Annotated in this window: 17 protein-coding genes and 1 riboswitch; of the genes, 13 read left to right on the top strand and 4 right to left on the bottom strand. The window is 66.4% G+C overall.

All coding sequences use genetic code 11. The features are described 5' to 3' along the window. Positions 1-15 precede the first annotated feature (15 nt). The 3 genes from AC13GA_RS10820 to acs form a co-directional block, all read right to left on the bottom strand. Positions 16-591: a manganese efflux pump MntP gene (locus tag AC13GA_RS10820; protein ID WP_046982591.1), complete on the bottom strand. Its 576-nt coding sequence runs from the start codon at positions 589-591 to the stop codon at positions 16-18. Positions 592-679: 88 nt separating this feature from the next. Next, positions 680-769, bottom strand: a riboswitch (yybP-ykoY riboswitch). Between the two features lie 223 nt (positions 770-992). Next, positions 993-1658: a response regulator transcription factor gene (locus AC13GA_RS10825; protein WP_046982592.1), complete on the bottom strand. Its 666-nt coding sequence runs from the start codon at positions 1656-1658 to the stop codon at positions 993-995. An 80-nt stretch (positions 1659-1738) separates the two neighbouring features. After that, positions 1739-3682: an acetate--CoA ligase gene (acs, locus tag AC13GA_RS10830; protein ID WP_100469970.1), complete on the bottom strand. Its 1944-nt coding sequence runs from the start codon at positions 3680-3682 to the stop codon at positions 1739-1741. Between the two features lie 245 nt (positions 3683-3927). On the opposite strand from acs, the gene AC13GA_RS10835 reads away from it, so the two are divergent. From AC13GA_RS10835 to xth, 4 genes are all read left to right on the top strand, one after another. Then, positions 3928-5355 (top strand): DcaP family trimeric outer membrane transporter, encoded by a 1428-nt coding sequence (locus AC13GA_RS10835; protein WP_482998106.1) that lies wholly within the window; start codon positions 3928-3930, stop codon positions 5353-5355. Between the two features lie 78 nt (positions 5356-5433). Continuing rightward, positions 5434-7095 carry an MFS transporter gene (locus tag AC13GA_RS10840; protein WP_136639434.1) on the top strand — a complete coding sequence of 554 codons (1662 nt, stop codon included), beginning with the start codon at positions 5434-5436 and terminating at the stop codon, positions 7093-7095. 154 nt (positions 7096-7249) lie between these two features. Then, entirely contained in the window at positions 7250-8659 is a 1410-nt protein-coding gene (locus tag AC13GA_RS10845) for a coniferyl aldehyde dehydrogenase (RefSeq protein ID WP_482998107.1), read from the top strand. Positions 8660-8881: 222 nt separating this feature from the next. Beyond that, entirely contained in the window at positions 8882-9649 is a 768-nt protein-coding gene (xth, locus tag AC13GA_RS10850; protein WP_253078555.1) for an exodeoxyribonuclease III, read from the top strand. A 72-nt stretch (positions 9650-9721) separates the two neighbouring features. On the opposite strand, the gene AC13GA_RS10855 is transcribed toward xth, so the two are convergent. Continuing rightward, positions 9722-9973 carry a GlsB/YeaQ/YmgE family stress response membrane protein gene (locus AC13GA_RS10855; protein WP_012512507.1) on the bottom strand — a complete coding sequence of 84 codons (252 nt, stop codon included), beginning with the start codon at positions 9971-9973 and terminating at the stop codon, positions 9722-9724. A gap of 84 nt (positions 9974-10057) precedes the next feature. On the opposite strand from AC13GA_RS10855, the gene AC13GA_RS10860 reads away from it, so the two are divergent. From AC13GA_RS10860 to AC13GA_RS10900, 9 genes are all read left to right on the top strand, one after another. Then, a complete protein-coding gene (locus tag AC13GA_RS10860; protein ID WP_482998108.1) occupies positions 10058-10657 on the top strand; it encodes a 4'-phosphopantetheinyl transferase family protein in 600 nt (199 codons plus the stop codon). Positions 10658-10696: 39 nt separating this feature from the next. Next, on the top strand, positions 10697-11335 hold the full coding sequence (rsmG, locus tag AC13GA_RS10865) for a 16S rRNA (guanine(527)-N(7))-methyltransferase RsmG (protein WP_012512505.1): 639 nt from the start codon (positions 10697-10699) through the stop codon (positions 11333-11335). A gap of 112 nt (positions 11336-11447) precedes the next feature. Further along, entirely contained in the window at positions 11448-12245 is a 798-nt protein-coding gene (locus AC13GA_RS10870) for a ParA family protein (protein WP_046983441.1), read from the top strand. After that, complete coding sequence (locus tag AC13GA_RS10875; protein WP_046983442.1) at positions 12245-13168, top strand: ParB/RepB/Spo0J family partition protein; 924 nt, start codon at positions 12245-12247, stop codon at positions 13166-13168. Before AC13GA_RS10870 ends, AC13GA_RS10875 begins: the two co-directional genes overlap by 1 nt. 127 nt (positions 13169-13295) lie before the next feature. Beyond that, entirely contained in the window at positions 13296-14027 is a 732-nt protein-coding gene (locus AC13GA_RS10880; protein ID WP_482998109.1) for a suppressor of fused domain protein, read from the top strand. Positions 14028-14073: 46 nt separating this feature from the next. After that, positions 14074-15039 (top strand): NAD-dependent epimerase/dehydratase family protein, encoded by a 966-nt coding sequence (locus tag AC13GA_RS10885; RefSeq protein ID WP_046983444.1) that lies wholly within the window; start codon positions 14074-14076, stop codon positions 15037-15039. An 89-nt stretch (positions 15040-15128) separates the two neighbouring features. Continuing rightward, a complete protein-coding gene (locus AC13GA_RS10890; RefSeq protein WP_482998110.1) occupies positions 15129-15851 on the top strand; it encodes a glycosyltransferase family 2 protein in 723 nt (240 codons plus the stop codon). Next, positions 15851-16198, top strand: a complete 348-nt coding sequence (locus AC13GA_RS10895; protein WP_046983511.1) for a lipid-A-disaccharide synthase N-terminal domain-containing protein — start codon at positions 15851-15853, stop codon at positions 16196-16198. The genes AC13GA_RS10890 and AC13GA_RS10895 overlap by 1 nt, the downstream gene beginning before the upstream one ends. Positions 16199-16511: 313 nt before the next feature. Continuing rightward, positions 16512-18284, top strand: coding sequence for a DUF885 domain-containing protein (locus AC13GA_RS10900; RefSeq protein WP_482998111.1), 1773 nt, complete (start codon positions 16512-16514; stop codon positions 18282-18284). Positions 18285-18410 lie beyond the last annotated feature (126 nt).

Genomic DNA, 18410 nt, shown 5'->3' on the forward strand with positions numbered 1-18410 from the left:
GTAATCGCGGGTGCGTTACCCCACGCCGTGCAGGTGTTCGTACAGGATCGTTGCGCCGATGATCACCAGGATCACGCCGCCGATGATCTCGGCGCGCTTGCCGACCATGCTGCCCAGCACGCGACCGAGCATGATGCCGACGGTGACCATGGTCAGCGTGCACAGGCCGATGACCGCAGCCATCACGCCGATATGCACATCCATGAAGGCCAGGCCGATACCCACCGCCATTGCGTCGATGCTGGTGGCGAAACCGGTCAGTGCCAGTTTCCAGAAGCCGTGGTGCTGCGAGGGGTCTTCGTCATCCTCGGCATTGTCCGGGCGAAGGCCGTTGTAGATCATGTGGATGCCCAGCGCGCCGAGCAGGCCGAAGGCGATCCAGTGGTCGAAGGCTTCGACGTACTGCAGCGCGGCGCGGCCGAGCAGCCAGCCGATGATGGGCGTGATCGCCTCGATGACGCCGAAGATGATGCCGGCACGCAGTGCGTCGCGGAACACCGGCTTGCGCATGGCCGCACCCTTGCCGATCGCCGCGGCGAAGGCATCGGTGGACATGGCAAAGCCGATCAGGAGGATCGAAATGGGGGACATGGGCGGCGGCTGAGGTCGGGTTAGGGCGGACGCACGGCCTGCGCTCGCGCCCAACCTGACGTTGCGCGCGCGGGCCGCTGGTCTCGCCAACCATCATGGTTGTCCACGCCACGGCGCACTGGCCGAGTATGTTGACGTGGACGATTCCTGCGAAGGAATCCGGCTACTCCCCAAGGGGACGCGAAGCTTAGCATCGCGATTCGCGCGTGGCACATTTCCAGCGAAACGCGCAGGCAGGGCTGGCTTGTATAGCGATGGCTATATCGAGAGCGCAGCGGTGCCTGGTAGTGCCGGCCGCTGTCCGGCATGCGCAACGCCGAGAGCGCGCCAAGCAAGCTTGGCACCTACCCGAGCGATTTCACGCGTTTCAGGCGATTGCCGGCCAGCGGCCGGCACTACCTTCAGTCTTCTTCCGGCGGCAGCACGATAGCGTCGTCGTCGATGGCCAGCTTGCCGGCCATCAGCACGGCCTGGGTGCGGTTGGTCACGCCCAGTTTGCGCAGGATCGCGGTGACATGTGCCTTGATCGTCGCCTCGGAGACGTTGAGGTCGTAGGCAATCTGTTTGTTCAAGCGACCGGCGCCGAGCATCTGCAGCACGCGGAACTGCTGAGGGGTCAGTTCGCGCAGGCGGTGGCCGACTTCGCGTTCCTCGCTGCCGGTGGGCGGCACGTTGTGCGCTTCCGGCGGTGCCCAGGTCTCACCATCGAGGATGGTGCCGAGCGCGTGGCCGATGGTGTCCGAGTCGGCCGATTTGGGAATGAAGCCCAGCGCACCATGGTCAAGCGCCCGGCGCATCACCGTCGCTTCTTCGCGCGCGGACACCACCACCACCGGCAGGTGGGGATGCAACGAGCGCATGTGCACCAGTGCGTTGAAACCCTGTGCACCGGGCATGTTGAGGTCCATCAGGACCAGGTCGGCATCGTTGTGCTGGTCGGCCAGCGCGTACAGCGCTTCCACGCTGTCGGCTTCGAACAGCTGCACGCCGGGGATGACCCGCTGCACGGCGCCGCGCAGGGCTTCGCGGAACAGCGGGTGGTCATCGGCAATCAGGAGGGTGGTCATGGTCGGGGGGAACCGTGGGGGAAAGCAGATGGGGTCGGAGCCCTTTCCCTGCGGAAAGGGATCCGACCCCGGGTCGTACATCATCGCACCTTGCGCTCGTCCACCAGCGACGCCACCACCGACGGATCGGCCAGGGTCGAGGTGTCGCCGAGCTGGTCCGGTGCGTTCTCGGCGATCTTGCGCAGGATGCGGCGCATGATCTTGCCCGAGCGGGTCTTGGGCAGGCCCGGCGCCCACTGCAGGTGGTCCGGCGTGGCGATCGGGCCGATTTCCTTGCGCACCCACGCAATCAGCTCCTTGTGCAGCTCATCGGTTGGCGCCTCTTCGGCCACCAGCGTCACGTACGCATAGATGCCCTGGCCCTTCACGTCGTGGGGGAACCCGACCACGGCGGCTTCGGCCACCTTCGGGTGCGAGACCAGCGCGCTTTCCACTTCGGCAGTACCGATGCGGTGGCCGGAGACGTTGATCACATCGTCCACGCGGCCAGTGATCCAGTAGTAGCCGTCTTCATCGCGGCGGCAACCGTCACCGGTGAAGTAGCTGCCCGGGTAGGTGCGGAAATACGTATCGATGAAACGCTGGTGGTCGCCGTACACCGTGCGCATCTGGCCCGGCCAGGAATCACGGATGATCAGGTTGCCCTCGGTCGGGCCGTCCTTGATCTCGCCATCGGCATTGACCAGCGCCGGCTGCACGCCGAAGAAGGGCAGGGTGGCCGAACCCGGCTTGAGGTCCATCGCGCCGGCCAGCGGCGAAATCAGGATGCCGCCGGTCTCGGTCTGCCACCAGGTATCGACGATCGGGCAGCGGCTGTCGCCGACCACTTCGTAGTACCAGCGCCAGGCTTCCGGGTTGATCGGCTCGCCGACGCTGCCCAGCAGGCGCAGCGAGGCACGCGAAGTCTTCTTCACCGGCTCCTCGCCTTCGCGCATCAGTGCACGGATGGCGGTCGGCGCGGTGTAGAAGATCGACACCTTGTGCTTGTCGATCACGTTCCAGAAGCGCGAGGTATCCGGATAGTTCGGCACGCCTTCGAACATCAGCGAGGTCGCGCCGTTGGCCAGCGGGCCGTACACGATGTAGCTGTGGCCGGTGACCCAGCCGACGTCGGCGGTGCACCAGTAGATGTCGTCCTCGCGCAGGTCGAACACCGCTTCATGGGTGTAGGCCGCATACAGCAGGTAGCCACCGGTGGTGTGCAGAACGCCTTTCGGCTTGCCGGTGGAACCGGAGGTGTAGAGGATGAACAGCGGGTCTTCCGCGTTCATGCGTTCCGGCTCGCAGCTGGCCGGCTGGCTGTCCACCACGTCGTGGAACCAGCGGTCGCGCGGTGCCTGCATGTCCACCGCGCCGCCGGTGTGACGCACCACCAGCACGGTTTCGACGGTATTGGTGCCGGGCAGCTTCAGCGCGGCATCAACATTGGCCTTCAGCGGAATCCTGCGACCACCGCGCAGGCCCTCGTCGGCGGTGATGATCAGCTTGCTCTGGCAGTCGCTGACGCGGTCGGCGATCGAGTTCGGTGCGAAGCCACCGAACACCACTGAGTGGATTGCACCGATGCGCGCGCAGGCCAGCATGGCCACGGCGGCGTCGACGATCATCGGCAGGTAGATGGTGACCCTGTCGCCCTTCTTGACGCCGAGGTTGCGCAGCGCGTTGCCGAGGCGGCAGGTGCGCTCGTACAGCTCGCGATAGGTCACGTGCTGTGCCGGTGCGTCCGGACCGTCCGGCTCGAACAGCAGGGCGGTCTTGTCGCCACGCTTCTCCAGCTGGCGGTCCAGGCAGTTCACGCTGGCATTGAGCTCGCCATCCTCGAACCACTTGATGTGGAAGTCGGACAGGTCGTAGTTGACGTTCTTGATCTTCGTCGGCTTGCGCATCCACTCCAGGCGCTCGGCGGCCTTGCCCCAGAAACCATCGGGGTCGGTCACCGAAGCCTGGTACTGCTGTTCATAGGACGTCTTGTCGATGCGTGCCTTGGCGGCGAACTGCGGATCGACGGGGTAGATATCAGCCATGGCACCCTCACTTGCACGTTGACTTTGTATGTGCGGTCGCAGCATCGCAGCGACCGATCCCCCTCAGTTTGCCCCATCCACCCCCGCCCGCGTCACCACCTTGCTTAGACCATGGTCGAAAGTGAGCGTCCTGCAGGGCCGGGTTCGACCAATGGCGAATAGCCGGTGTGCGTGAACGCCCCGCAGTCTCGGCTCGACCGTGCCCCACGCGCGGCATCACCTTGCCACTTGGGAGAGAGGGCAACATGAGCCACCGTACGTTGAAAGCCGTGCGCAAACCTTTGGCGGCCTGCCTGTTGGTCGCCCTGGTCGCACCGGGCATGGCGTTCGCAGAGACCGCCAAAGAGAAAGCGCTGGAAGCACGCGTTGCCGAACTGGAACGCCAGGTCCAGGCGCTGCTGTCTTCGCAGCAGCAACAGCAGACCCAGATCAGCCAGACCCAGCAGGCCGTAACCGAAGTCCGCACCGTGCAGGCCGAGCAGAAGCCGGTCGCCTCGGTGCCGACCGGCAAGCAGCCGATCCAGGTCACCACCATCACCCCGGGCGCCGCGCCGGGCACCACGGTCAAGATCGGCGGCTTCATCAAGGCCGACTTCCTCGCCACCCAGACCAGCGATGGCCAGCTGGCCGACGACGCCACCGGCCGCTCGCTGTACCTGCCGGGCCAGACGCCGGTGGAAGGCGCCGGCGGCAGCGGCAAGCGTTCGGGCACTGACTTCAACGCCCATGCCAAGTTCTCGCGCTTCAACCTGGGCATCGACAACGTGAGCGAATCGGGCAACAAGGCCGGTGCGTTCTTCGAGATGGACTTCTTCGGCAATTCGCTGGGCAACCAGACCGCGACCAATACCTACGGTGTGACCCTGCGCCACGCCTACATGTACTGGAACAACTGGATGGCGGGCCAGACCTGGTCCAACTTCATGGACGCGGCCGCACTGCCGGAAGCGGTCGACTTCGTCGGTCCCACCGACGGCGTGATCTTCGTGCGTCAGGCGCAGGTGCGCTACACCCAGGGCGGCTTCAGCGTCGCGCTGGAAAACCCGGAAACCACCACCCTCACCGGTACCCGCAACCCGGTTACCGGTGCGTGGACCAATGCCAGCGCCAACTCCGATCGTGGCAGCCTGCCTGATCTGACCCTGCGCTATGGCTGGAAGGGCAACTGGGGCACGTTCGGCGTCGGCGGCATCGTCCGTCAGCTGAAGGTCGACAACCAGGCCACCGGCGCCAAGGCCGACAAGGTGGCCGGCGGCCTGACCCTGGGCGGCAAGTGGGTGATGGGTGACAGCGATTCGCTGCACTACCAGCTGACCGGCGGCGAAGGCATCGCCCGCTACATCGGCCTGGGCATCACCGCCGATAGTGCCTACGACGTGGCCCGCGACGAGCTCAACCCGACCGGCGTGCTTGCCGGCTACGTGGGCTGGCGGCACGCGTTCTCGCCGAAGCTGCGCACCAACCTGATCTACGCGCGCAGCGACTACGACAACGACAGCATCCTCGGCCCGCTGGTGACCAAGAGCGTGCAGAGCATCCGCGGCAACATCTTCTACTCGCCGCTGCCCAAGGTCGATATCGGTGCAGAGCTGATGTATGGCCGTCGCGAAGTGGAGAACGGCAACAAGGGTGACATCACCCGGTTGCAGTTCACCACGAAGTACAGCTTCTAAGAGCGTGCCGGCCAACGGCCGGCACCTACCGAATTGCGTGTCGACCAACGGTCGGCATCTACAGAGGGAAAGCGTCCCATGTCCAGCACACCCAGCACCGCACACAAAGCGGGCACCCTGACCCAGGGCCACAAGAAGGTCATTTTCGCGTCGAGCCTCGGCACGGTGTTCGAGTGGTATGACTTCTTCCTGTACGGCTCGCTTGCGGCGATCATCGCCAAGCAGTTCTTCAGTGGCGTCAATGAAACCACGGGCATGATCTTTGCCCTGCTGGCCTTCGCGGCCGGCTTCTTCGTGCGCCCGTTCGGCGCGGCCTTCTTCGGCAGCCTCGGCGATCGCATCGGCCGCAAGTACACCTTCCTGGTCACCATCCTGATCATGGGCATCTCGACCTTCCTGGTCGGTGTGCTGCCCAACTACGCCTCGATCGGCTTCGCCGCGCCGGTGATCCTGATCATCCTGCGCCTGGCCCAGGGCCTGGCCATGGGCGGCGAGTACGGTGGTGCGGCGACCTACGTGGCCGAACACGCGCCGGACGACAAGCGTGGCCTGTACACCAGCTTCATCCAGTGCACGGCCACCCTCGGCCTGTTCATGTCGCTGCTGATCATCCTGGCCTGCCGCTATTTCCTCGGCAACGAAGCGTTCGAAGCCTGGGGCTGGCGCATTCCGTTCCTGGTCTCGATCGTGCTGCTGGGCGTGTCGGTGTGGATCCGCCTGCAGCTGAGCGAGTCGCCGCTGTTCCAGCAGATGAAGTCGGAGGGCAAGGGTTCCAAGACGCCGTTCCGTGACAGCCTGAAGGGCGGCAACCTGAAGCTGATGCTGCTGGTTCTGCTGGGTGCTGCGGCCGGTCAAGCGGTGGTGTGGTACGGCGGTCAGTTCTACGCGCTGTTCTTCCTCAGCAGCATGCTGAAGGTCGACGCCACCACCTCCTACCTGCTGATCGCCGCCGCGCTGGCGCTGGGCGTGCCGTTCTTTATCTTCTTCGGCTGGCTGTCCGACCGTATCGGCCGCAAGAAGATCATCCTCGCCGGCTGCCTGCTGGCCGCCGTCACCTACATCCCGATCTTCAAGGGCCTGACCCACTTCGCCAACCCGGCCATCGAAGAAGCCCGCACCAATTCGCCGGCGCTGGTGGTTGCCGATCCGAACACCTGTTCGTTCCAGTTCGATCCGGTCGGCCTGCGCAAGTTCACCAGCTCCTGCGACGTGGCCACCGCCGCGCTGACCAAGGCCGGTGTGCCGTACGACGTGCAGCCCGCAGCCGCCGGCTCGCTGGCGATGGTGAACGTGGGCAGCGCCAGCGTCACCTCGTATGAGGCCGCCGGCCTGACCAAGGAAGACGGCAAGGCCAAGGCCGATGCGTTCGGTGCGGAGCTGAAGACCGCCCTGACCACCGCTGGTTACCCGGCCAAGGCAGATGGTGCACGCATCAACATCGCCGGCACCATCTTCATGCTGTGGCTGCTGGTGCTGTACGTGACCATGGTCTACGGTCCGATCGCCGCCTACCTGGTCGAACTGTTCCCGACCCGCATCCGCTACACCTCGATGTCGCTGCCGTACCACATCGGCAACGGCTGGTTCGGTGGCTTCCTGCCGGCGATCTCGTTCGCGCTGGTGGCCGGCACCGGCAACCTGTACTACGGCCTGTGGTACCCCATCATCATCGCGCTGATGTCGGTGGTGATCGGCGGCCTGTTCCTGCGCGAAACCAAGGACGTGGATATCACCAAATAACCGGTGTGCCGACCAACGGTCGGCACCCACCGGGTTTCAGGGGCCGCGGTGCAGACCGCGGCCTTTTTGTTTCCCTGTTTTTGGGGTCAGATCCTTTTCGCTTGCGAAAGGGATCTGACCCCATCGAGACGTGTCGCACCCGTATAGTCGGCCCATGACCACCACCGTCCCAGCCGACCTTCCCGCCATCCTGCACACCCTGCGCAGCGCCTGGCAGTCGCAGCGGCCCACGCTCGATCAGCGCGAAGCTGACCTGCGCCGCCTGCGCGAGGCGTTGAAGCCACGCCTGGACGAAATGGCCCAGGCCATCGCCGAGGACTTCGGCCACCGCGCCCACGTCGAATCAAAGCTGGCCGATGGCATGAGCGTGCTGTCGGCCATCGACCACCTGCGCCGCCACCTCCGGCGCTGGTCGAAGCCGCAGCGCGTGGGCGCCGGCTGGCGGCTGTGGCCGGCGCGCGCGCAGCTGCGGCCGACGCCGCTGGGGGTGGTCGGGGTGATCTCGCCCTGGAATTACCCAGTCACGTTGGCACTGGTACCGCTGGCCACCGCCATCGCCGCCGGCAACCACGTGCTGCTCAAGCCCTCCGAACACACGCCACGCACCAGTGCGTTCCTGGCCGACCTGCTGGCCAGCGTGTTTCCGCCCGATCGCGTGGTGGTGGTGCAGGGTGGGACGGATGTGGCCGCAACGGTGTCATCGCTGCCGCTGGACCATTTGCTGTTCACTGGCTCGACGGCTGTTGGCCGCAAAGTGATGGCTGCCGCCGCCGAGCATCTGGTGCCGGTCACGCTGGAACTGGGCGGAAAGTCGCCGGCCATCGTCTGCCGCGATTTCCCGCTGGACAAGGCCGCTGCACGGCTGGCTACCGGCAAATGGTTCAACGCCGGGCAGACCTGCATCGCGCCGGATTACGTGCTGATCGATACCGCGCGCCAGCGCGAGTTCGTGCAGACGCTGCAGCAGCAGGTGCGCGAACGCTACGGCGATTTCAGCGATGCCGACGATTACACGCGCATCATCAACGAAGGACAGTACCAGCGCCTGCAGGGCTATCTGGCGCAGGCGCGAGAACGCGGCGTGCCGGTGATTCCGCTGGCTCAGGTGGACGATGCGCGCGCTGATCGTGAGCGCCTGCTGGTGCCGACCGTGGTGCTGGACCCGCCGGACGACCTGGACCTGATGCGCGAGGAGATCTTCGGGCCGATCCTCCCGGTGCGGGCGTACCCGGATCTGGATGCCGCGCTGGCCGACGTGCTGTCCCGCGACCGGCCGCTGGCGCTGTATCCCTTCAGCCACGACAGGGCGACGGTGGAGCGCATCCTCGGCCAGGTGGTGGCCGGCGGGGTGACGGTCAATGACACCCTGCTGCACTTCGCGGCCGATGGCCTGCCGTTTGGCGGAGTAGGGGCCAGCGGCATGGGCGCGTACCACGGCCGGGCCGGGTTCGATGCGATGAGCAAGCGGCTGCCGGTGCTGTGGCAGTCGCGCTGGGCGGCCAGTGACCGGCTGCGGCCGCCGTATTCGAAGATTGCGGGGTTGTTGAAACTGCTGCTGCGATGAATCCAGGCAGGGCGTGCATCCAGTGGTAGTGCCGGCCGCTGGCCGGCAGGCGCAGGGTCTTGCCGGAAGGGTTATCGGGTTGCCGGCCAGCGGCCGGCACTACCGGTAGGGGCCAACCCGCGCGGCCCGTTCCGGTAGGTGCCAACCTTGGTTGGCACGCGTGAACCCCAAGCGCCGACCAAGGTCGGCCTCTACCAAAGCCCACCCGGGTAGAATGCCCGCATGAAGATCGCCTCGTGGAACGTCAATTCGCTCAACGTCCGCCTGCCGCACCTGGAGCAGTGGCTCAAGGACTTCGGCCCGGACATCGTCGGTATCCAGGAAACCAAGCTGGAGGACCACAAGTTCCCCGATTCGGCGCTGATCGCCGCGGGCTACCGCAGCGTGTTCGCCGGGCAGAAGACCTACAACGGCGTCGCGCTGGTGTCGCGTGAGCCGGCGCAGGACGTGCAGATCGGCATTCCCGGCTTCGAGGACGAGCAGAAGCGCGTCATCGCCGGTACCTTCGGCGACCTGCGGGTGATCAACCTGTACGTGGTCAACGGCCAGGACATCGGCACCGACAAGTACGACTACAAGCTGCGCTGGCTGGAAGCGGTGCATGCGTGGATCGCCGAAGAACTGCAGCGGCACCCGAAGCTGATCGTGATGGGCGACTTCAACATCGCCCCGGATGCGCGCGATGTGCACGACCCGGAGGTGTGGAACGAAAACCACATCCTCACCTCCACCGCCGAGCGCGGTGCATTGAACAAGCTGCTGCAGCTGGGCCTGCACGATGGCTTCCGCCTGCACAACGACGAGGCCGGTGTGTTCAGCTGGTGGGATTACCGTGCCGCCGGTTTCCGCCGCGACCTGGGCCTGCGCATCGACCTGACCCTGGTCTCCGACGCGCTGAAGGGCAGTGCGGTGGCCTCGGGCATCGACCGCGAGCCGCGTACCTGGGAACGCCCCAGCGATCATGCGCCAGCGTGGGTGCAGATCGGTTGAACGAACGGGGCCCGACAAATGCCGGGCCCGTTGTGGTGCGTCTGCCGGCCAGCGGCCGGCACGACCGCCGCGTCAGCGTATGCTCTTGCGGGTGAACAGGTTGACGATCGCCAGCAGGATCACCGCACCGATCAGCGAGAACAGGAAGGTGCGGATGGTGATCGCTTCGTTGATGCCGCCGCCGAACAGCCAGCCGGAAATCAGCGCGCCGACGATGCCGACCACGATGTTGAGGATGATGCCCTGCTGGGCATCGCGCTTCATGATGATGCTGGCCAGCCAGCCTACGATGCCGCCGACGATCAGCCAAACGATGATGCCCATGATCGAACCTCCGGTGGGGAACTGTGACCAGTTGACGCGCATGGCTGTGAACCCGTCGTGCAATTGCGTGATGGGCGCGTGCGGATGAGCCTGCCAGCCACCCTCGACGGCCCGTGGCGCTTCGGCCCGGTAACGGTCTGGCGGCGCCCGCACGTGCCGGGCCACCGCGGCGAACCGCAGGCGCGGCAGGTGCTGGCGCAGGCGCTGGGCACCGACCCGGAGACGCTGCCACTGGTTCGCGATGACAAGGGCCGGCCGGAGCTGAGCGGCGCGCTGGCCCACTACGGCACTGGCTGGAGCCACAGTGGCGAGGTGCTGCTTGTGGCACTGGGCGAGGGCGTGCGGTTGGGCGTCGACCTGGAGCTGCTGCGGCCGCGGGCCCGCCTGATGGAGATCGTGCAGCGCTTCTTCCACCCCGAGGAAGTGGCCTGGCTGGAAAGCCTGGACGAGGCCGGGCGCGAGCACTGGTTCTTCCGCGTGTGGTGCGCCAAGGAAGCCATGCTGAAGGCACACGGGCAGGGCATCTCGTTCGGCCTGCACCGCCTGCAGCTGGCCCCGGGGGCCGATGGCGCCCTGCACCTGCGCTGGTGCGACCCGGAACTGGGCGTGGCCGCGCGCTGGCATCTGCACGAATGGCAGGCCACCGGGCAATTCCGCGCTGCTCTGGCCTGGTATCCGTACTGAAGCGGGGAATCAGCGCGCAAAACCGGCGATAATGTCGGCATGAGCGAACACCCACTTCCCGCCAGCGTGGCTGCCACGCTGGAACAGGGCCTGGCCAGCATGGGCCTGGACGCCGCGCTGGCGCCGCCGCTGCTGCGATACCTGGCCCTGCTGCACCGCTGGAACGGCACCTACAACCTCACCGCCATCCGCGACCCGCAGGAGATGGTCACCCGCCACCTGCTCGACTCGCTGGCGATGCAGCCGTTCGTGGCTGATGGCAGCCTGGCCGACCTCGGTACCGGTCCCGGCTTGCCCGGCATCCCGCTGGCGATCGCCTGCCCGGGCCTGCAGGTCACCCTGGTGGAGAGCAACGGCAAGAAGGCGCGCTTCATGCGCGAGGCCGTGCGCCAGCTCGGTCTGGGCAATGCCCGCGTGGCCGAATCGCGCGCCGAGGCGCTGGACGAAGCTGGCCACTACGACCAGCTGACCGCGCGCGCGATGGACACCCTGGCCGGCATCGTCCGCGTTGGTGGCCACCTGCTGCGCCCCGGTGGCGTGCTGCTGGCCATGAAGGGCGTCTACCCGCATGAAGAGATCGCGGAGCTGCCGGCTGGCTGGCAGGTGCGCGAGGTGACCCCGCTGAGCGTGCCCGGCCTGGCCGGCGAACGCCACCTGGTCACCGTTACAGGTCCCTGATTCCCGTCGCCAGCCCCTTGTGGAACAACGGGTTGGCGATTCACGATTTCCGCAAGGGGCCGGTTGTACGCATAATGACCGGTCCCAGCACACGTCGACGAGGCACACCCGCATGGCCCGCATCATCGCCATCGCCAACCAGAAGGGTGGCGTCGGCAAGACCACGACCGCCGTCAACCTGGCCGCTTCCCTGGCCAACGCACCCAAGCGCGTGCTCTTGGTCGACCTGGATTCGCAGGGCAACGCGACCATGGGCAGTGGCGTGGACAAGCGCGAGCTGGTCTCCTCCACCTACGATCTGCTGCTGGGCGAGTCCAGCGCCGCCGATGTGCGCGTGCAGACTGCCGAAGGCTACGACCTGCTGCCGGGCAACATCGACCTGACTGCGGCCGAGATCCAGCTGATGGCGCAGAGCGAGCGCGAGCAGCGCCTGAAGCGTGCGCTGGCGCCGATCCGCGACGAGTACGACTACATCCTGATCGACTGCCCGCCGGCGCTGTCGCTGCTGACGCTCAACGCGCTGGCCGCCGCCGACTCGGTGATCGTGCCGATGCAGTGCGAGTACTACGCACTGGAAGGCCTGAGCGCGCTGGTGGAAACCATCGAGGCGCTGCGTGCCAACCTCAACCCGGCGCTGGAGATCGAAGGCGTGCTGCGCACCATGTTCGATGTGCGCAACAACCTGGCCAACGCGGTCTCGGCCGAGCTGACCGAGCACTTCGGCGACCGCGTGTTCCGCACCATCGTGCCGCGCAACGTGCGCCTGGCCGAGGCGCCCAGCCATGGCCAGAGCATCGTCGGCTACGACCGCGCCTCGCGCGGTGGCGTCGCCTACCTGGGCCTGGCCGGCGAGATCATCCGCCGCAACAACGAACGCAACAAGGCCGGCAAGGCCGTGGAGATCGTCTGATGACCAGCAGCAAGCCGGCAGCCAAGAAGCGAGGCCTCGGCCGTGGCCTGGATGCCCTGCTGGGTCCCAAGGGTGCGGTCAGCCAGGTGCAGGCCAGCACCGCGGTGATCGAACCGTTGCCGGGTGAAGTGCTGCGCAAGCTGGCCGTGGGCCAGTTGCAGCCGGGCAAGTACCAGCCGCGCCGCGAGATGGACGAGGGCAAGCTGTCCGAGCTGGCCGACTCGATCAAGTCGCAGGGCGTGATCCAGCCGATCCTGGTGCGCCAGCTGCCGGCAGGCAACTACGAAATCGTCGCCGGTGAACGCCGCTGGCGTGCATCGCAGCTGGCCGGCCTGGACGAAGTGCCGGTGGTGGTGCGCGAGCTGGAAGACCGCACCGTCATCGCGATGGCGCTGATCGAGAACATCCAGCGCGAAGACCTCAACCCGCTGGAAGAAGCCGAGGCGCTGCAGCGCCTGATCAGCGAATTCACCCTGACCCATGCCGAGGCCGCCGAGGCCGTCGGCCGCTCGCGCGCGGCGGTGTCCAACCTGCTGCGCCTGCTGGAGCTGCCGGTGGCGATCCGCCTGCTGCTGGAAACCCGCCGCCTGGAAATGGGCCACGCCCGTGCACTGCTGACCCTGGCCCCCGAACTGGCCGGCAAGCTGGCGCAGGAAGCGGCCGATGAAGGCTGGTCGGTGCGTGAGGTCGAGCGCCGTGCGCAGGCCTTCGCCGCCGGCAAGGTGCCGAGCAACCGTCCGGTGGCCACGCCGAAGGTGCAGCAGGCCGATATCGCTTCGCTGGAAACCGAGCTGTCCGAATCGCTGGGTGCCAAGGTGGCGATCAGCCACGGCCGCGGTGGCAAGGGCAAGCTGATCATCCATTACACCGACCTGGATACCCTGGACGGCGTGCTGGAAAAGCTGCGCGCCCGCCAGGCCTGAGTCCGGCGTCGCGACGGGGGGGCGCGGCCTGTTCCTGCCGCGTCCTGCAATTGACAGGGAACGCACCGCCGCGCGCGCCGTGGGATGCACTGCTCTCCGGCCCGTGGTCTCATCCAGGGAGCAGGACATGAGCAACGCCTTCGACGACGTCAGCCCGGGCGGCAGCCCGATCATGGTGCACAGCCGCGAGAAGGACTTCACTCCGCCGCAGGGCGAAGAGCACATCGAGGCGATCGGCGCGCACATCGAGCGCCATCTCGGCCCGGTGTCCGGTGTCTTCCACGAAATCATCTCCGACCTGGTGCACATCGACGTGCACGTGGTGCCGGCCACTGAGCAGTTTCCGTATCTGCGGCTGGTGACCTCGGGCATGAGCGACCTGCCGATGACCGTGCCCGACGAGGTGGACGCGGACGTGCCGCGCTACATGGAACTGATGGTGACCCTGCCGGCCGACTGGCCGATCTCGCAGGACGCCTTCGAGGATGAGCGCAACTACTGGCCGGTGCGCCTGTTGAAGGGACTGGCACGGCTGCCGCACGAGTACGACACCTGGCTGGGTTTCGGCCACACCATTCCCAATGGCCATCCCAGCGAGCCCTACGCACCGGGCGTGGGTTTCGATGGCGCCATCGTGCTGCCGCCGGTAACCACCCCGGAAGACTTCGCCGAGCTGGCGCTGGAGGACGGCAAGGTCATCAGTTTCATGACCATCATCCCGCTGTATCCGGAAGAAATGGACCTGAAGCTGAAGAAGGGCGCCGAAGCGCTGCTCGACCGCTTCGATGCGAAGAACATCCAGGACGTGATCGAGCCCGGGCGCGTCAACGTGGCCAGGAAGCGTTTCGGTTTGTTCTGAGACCGGTAACATCAGGGGTCTGAATTTCTGCTTCCGGGCCCCTGCCATGACCATCCTGCTTACCGGCGCTGCCGGCTTCATTGGTGCCTACACCGCCCGCGCGCTGCTGGAGGCGGGTCGGCCCGTGGTCGGCCTGGACAACTTCAACGACTACTACGACCCGCAGATCAAGCGCGACCGCGTGGCCGCACTGTGCCCGACGCTGGACCTGCGCACCCTCGACCTGACCGACCAGCAGGGCCTGGCCGCGCTGTTCGACGAGGTGAAGCCGACGGCGGTGATCCATCTGGCTGCACAGGCGGGCGTGCGCTATTCGCTGGAAAACCCGCAGGCCTACGTCGACAGCAACCTGGTCGGCTTCGTCAACATCCTCGAGCTGTGCCGCCACCGTGGCGTGCAGCACCTGGTGTATGCGTCGAGCAGCTCGGTCTACGGTGATTCGGCCACGCCGCCGTTTTCCGAAGACCAGCGCGTGGACCAGCCGCGCTCGCTGTACGCGGCGACCAAGGCGGCCAACGAGCTGATGGCTTACACCTACGCGCAGCTGTACGGCCTGCATGCCACCGGCCTGCGCTTCTTCACCGTGTACGGGCCGTGGGGCCGGCCGGACATGGCTCCGCTGCTGTTCTCGCGCGCGGTGCTGGCCGGGCGGCCGATCGATGTGTTCAACGAAGGCCGCATGCAGCGCGACTTCACACATGTCTCCGACATCGTGGCCGGTATCCTCGGCGCGCTCGCGCATCCGGCCGATGGTCCGGTGCCGCACCGGGTGTTCAACCTCGGCAACCATACGCCGGTCGAGCTGGAGCGCTTCATCAGCGTGATCGAACAGGCTGCCGGCCGCCCTGCGCAGAAGGTCTACAAGCCGATGCAGCCGGGCGACATGGTGCGCACGATGGCGGATACCCGGCGTGCACATGACGCATTCGGCTTCGATGCGGTCACCCCGATCGAAGCGGGGCTGCCGCCCGTCGTGCAGTGGTGCCGCGAGTATTTTGGCGACCGCGCCTGAGAGTGGATCCTCACACAACCGGATTCATCTTCGGATAACCTTGGTTTCGGAGAATGCGCGGTCTTTGTTCCCTCTTGGCCGAGTCCCCCATGAGCCAACCCGAGCTTTCCGTCGTCGTCCCGGTGTTCAACGAGCGCGACAACGTCGCACCGCTGGTGGCCGAGATCACCGCTGCCCTGCGTGGCCGGTTGCCGTTCGAGATCGTCTACATCGATGACCACTCGCGCGATGACACCCTGGCGGTGCTGCAGGGCCTGAAGGCCACCACCCCGGAACTGCGGGTGCTGCACCACGTGAACCAGAGTGGGCAGAGCACGGCTGTGCGAACAGGCGTCAAGCACGCTCGTGCGCCGTGGATCGCCACCCTCGATGGCGATGGCCAGAATGATCCGGCCGACATTCCCAAGCTGCTGGCTGCCCGTGACACCGCAGCGGCGCAGGTAAAGCTGTTCGCCGGCTGGCGCGTCAACCGCCAGGACAGCGGCAGCAAGCGCTGGGCCAGCAAGTGGGCCAACGCCATCCGCGCACGCATGCTGCGCGATGACACCCCCGACACCGGCTGTGGTATCAAGCTGTTCGAGCGCAGCGCATTCCTCGACCTGCCGTACTTCGACCACATGCACCGCTACCTGCCGGCGCTGATGCAGCGCGCCGGCTGGAAGACCACCAGCGTGCCGGTCAATCACCGCCACCGTACCGCCGGCGTGTCCAAGTACAACAACCTGGGCCGTGCGCTGGTCGGCATCCGCGATCTGCGCGGTGTGGCCTGGCTGATCACCCGCAGCAAGCGCACCGCGGTGGAAGAGCGATGATGGCACTGGCCCTGCACTGGCTCGACCAGCCGCTGACCTGGCTGTACTGGACCGGCCTGCATGTGACCGGCTGGAAGCTGATCGGCTACACCGGTGCGCTGATGTTCGGTGGGCGCTGGCTGGTCCAGTTCGTGGCCTCCAAGCGCGCCGGCAAGCCGGTCATCCCGCGCCTGTTCTGGTACATGAGCGTGGTCGGCAGCCTGATGACGCTGAGCTACTTCCTGTTCTCGGCCAAGCAGGACTCGGTGGGCGTGCTGCAGAACCTGTTCCCGGCGTTCACCGCGCTGTACAGCCTGCAGCTGGACATCAAGCACCGCGGCTGGAAGCGGGACAAGGCCAGCCACTAGGTCTTCGGTAGATGCCAACCTTGGTTGGCGCTGGGATTCTCCGGGTGCCAACCAAGGTTGGCAGCTACCAGAGCGGCCGTGCATCGGTAGCGCCGGGCCATGCCCGGCGGCTGTGGGATGGCGGCCAACGTCGGCCGCGTTGCGCGCTCGCGGGGCATGGCCCCGCGCTACCACGCGCCTTCGGCGCTGGGTCTCCCGCCTGCCAACCAAGGTTGGCAGCTACCAGGGCACGGCCAATGCAGGACCTTCGTCCCATGCCACGGGCGATGCGCGGTGCCATGATCGGGGTCTGCCTTCCCGGGAACCTGTGCTCGTGAAAACCCGTCTTGCTGTCGCCCTGCTGATCGCCCTGTCCACCCCCGCCATGGCCTTGGCCGCACCTCCCGCCACTACGGCTCCGGCCAGCGTGGCCACCGAATCGCCCGCTGACGCCGCCTTCCGCGCGCTGTACGAGAAGGAATGGAAGTGGCGCCAGGATGGCGGCGGCGAGGCCAGTGAGGACGAGGACGCTCCGGCCAATGCCACGCGCATGCCCGACGTCGGCCCGGCCGCGCAGCAGGCGCGCCTGAAGGTGTGGGACGAGACCCTCGCCGCGCTGAAGAAGATCGACCCGAAGACCCTGTCGGCCGACAACCAGGTCAACTACGCGATCTACCGTGACCAGGTGTTCAACCTGGCCGAAGAGACGCGTCTGCGTGGCTACGAGATGCCGTTCAACGCCGACTCGTCGTTCTGGTCCAACCTGTCCTTCATGGCCCGGCGCGAGATGAAGACCGTGCAGGACTACCAGAACTACATCGCCCGCCTGAATGATGTGCCGCGCTACTTCGGCCAGCAGACCGAGAACATGCGCGCCGGCCTGAAGCGTGGCTTCAGCGTGCCGCGCGCGGTGCTCGATGGCCGCGAAGTGTCCATCGCCACCGTCGCCGAGCTGAAAGACCCGACCGAATCGCCGCTGTACGCGCCGTTCAAGAAGCTGCCCAACAGCATCCCGGGCACCGAGCAGGCCAAGCTGCAGGCGCAGGCGCGTGAAGCGATCAGTGGCAAGGTGGTGCCGGCGTTCCAGCAGCTGCGCACCTTCTTCGTCAACGAGTACGTGCCGCAGGCGCGCACCACGCTGGCCGCCGAAGCGATGCCTGACGGCAAGGCGTACTACAAGCAGCAGATCCACGAATACACCACGCTGGACCTGTCGCCGGACGAGATCCACCGCATCGGCCTGGATGAAGTGGCACGCATCCAGAAGGAAATGAACGACATCATCAAGCAGGTGAAGTTCAAGGGCAGCTTTGCCGAGTTCCTGACCTTCCTGCGTACCGACCCGCAGTTCTATGCCAAGACGCCGGAAGAACTGCTGTCGCGCGCCGCATGGATCTCCAAGCGGGCAGACGGTCAGCTGGGCAAGTACATGACCCTACCGCGCGCGCGCTTCACCATCGTGCCGGTGCCGCCGGACATCGCACCGTTCTGGACCGCCGGCCGCGGTGGCATGGGCACCTATTGGCTCAACACCTACAACCTGCCGTCGCGCCCGCTGTACAACCTGCCGGCGCTGACCCTGCATGAATCCGATCCGGGCCACGCGCTGCAAGGTGCCATCGCCGCCGAGCAGAAGAACCTGCCCGAGTTCCGCCGCAACGCCTACATCTCCGCCTACGGCGAAGGCTGGGCGCTGTACTGCGAGAAGCTGGGCGTGGAGATGGGTATCTACGAAACCCCGTACGAGGATTTCGGCCGCTTGACCTACGAAATGTGGCGCGCCACGCGTCTGGTGATCGACACCGGCGTGCACAGCAAGGGTTGGACCCGCGAGCAGGCGCTGGCCTACCTGCGCGACCACACCGCGCTGAGCGAGCATGAAGTGACCACCGAAGTGGACCGCTACATCTCCTGGCCGGGCCAGGCGCTGAGCTACAAGCTGGGTGAGATCGCCATCGTGCGCCTACGCGCGCAGGCCGAGAAGGAACTGGGCGACAAGTTCGACATCAAGGGCTTCCACGACACCCTGCTCAAGCAGGGCTCGGTGCCGCTGCCGGTGCTGGAACAGCAGATCCAGGCCTACATCGCCGAACGCAAGAAGGCCTGACCGGTCCAAGGTAGTGCCGGCCGCTGGCCGGCAACCTGCACGCACTGCAATCGTTCGACATTGCCGGCCAGCGGCCGGCACTACCGGGGATCGGAAAACGGGGTCGGATCGCAGGATCCGACCCCG

This window comes from Stenotrophomonas sp. 22DLJC03, assembly GCF_056861405.1.

Coding starts and splice junctions, on each gene's coding strand:
- AC13GA_RS10820 (WP_046982591.1), bottom strand. CDS start 591: ATGTCCCCCATTTCGATCCTCCTGATCGGCTTTGCCATGTCCACCGAT.
- AC13GA_RS10825 (WP_046982592.1), bottom strand. CDS start 1,658: ATGACCACCCTCCTGATTGCCGATGACCACCCGCTGTTCCGCGAAGCC.
- acs (WP_100469970.1), bottom strand. CDS start 3,682: ATGGCTGATATCTACCCCGTCGATCCGCAGTTCGCCGCCAAGGCACGC.
- AC13GA_RS10835 (WP_482998106.1), top strand. CDS start 3,928: ATGAGCCACCGTACGTTGAAAGCCGTGCGCAAACCTTTGGCGGCCTGC.
- AC13GA_RS10840 (WP_136639434.1), top strand. CDS start 5,434: ATGTCCAGCACACCCAGCACCGCACACAAAGCGGGCACCCTGACCCAG.
- AC13GA_RS10845 (WP_482998107.1), top strand. CDS start 7,250: ATGACCACCACCGTCCCAGCCGACCTTCCCGCCATCCTGCACACCCTG.
- xth (WP_253078555.1), top strand. CDS start 8,882: ATGAAGATCGCCTCGTGGAACGTCAATTCGCTCAACGTCCGCCTGCCG.
- AC13GA_RS10855 (WP_012512507.1), bottom strand. CDS start 9,973: ATGGGCATCATCGTTTGGCTGATCGTCGGCGGCATCGTAGGCTGGCTG.
- AC13GA_RS10860 (WP_482998108.1), top strand. CDS start 10,058: ATGAGCCTGCCAGCCACCCTCGACGGCCCGTGGCGCTTCGGCCCGGTA.
- rsmG (WP_012512505.1), top strand. CDS start 10,697: ATGAGCGAACACCCACTTCCCGCCAGCGTGGCTGCCACGCTGGAACAG.
- AC13GA_RS10870 (WP_046983441.1), top strand. CDS start 11,448: ATGGCCCGCATCATCGCCATCGCCAACCAGAAGGGTGGCGTCGGCAAG.
- AC13GA_RS10875 (WP_046983442.1), top strand. CDS start 12,245: ATGACCAGCAGCAAGCCGGCAGCCAAGAAGCGAGGCCTCGGCCGTGGC.
- AC13GA_RS10880 (WP_482998109.1), top strand. CDS start 13,296: ATGAGCAACGCCTTCGACGACGTCAGCCCGGGCGGCAGCCCGATCATG.
- AC13GA_RS10885 (WP_046983444.1), top strand. CDS start 14,074: ATGACCATCCTGCTTACCGGCGCTGCCGGCTTCATTGGTGCCTACACC.
- AC13GA_RS10890 (WP_482998110.1), top strand. CDS start 15,129: ATGAGCCAACCCGAGCTTTCCGTCGTCGTCCCGGTGTTCAACGAGCGC.
- AC13GA_RS10895 (WP_046983511.1), top strand. CDS start 15,851: ATGGCACTGGCCCTGCACTGGCTCGACCAGCCGCTGACCTGGCTGTAC.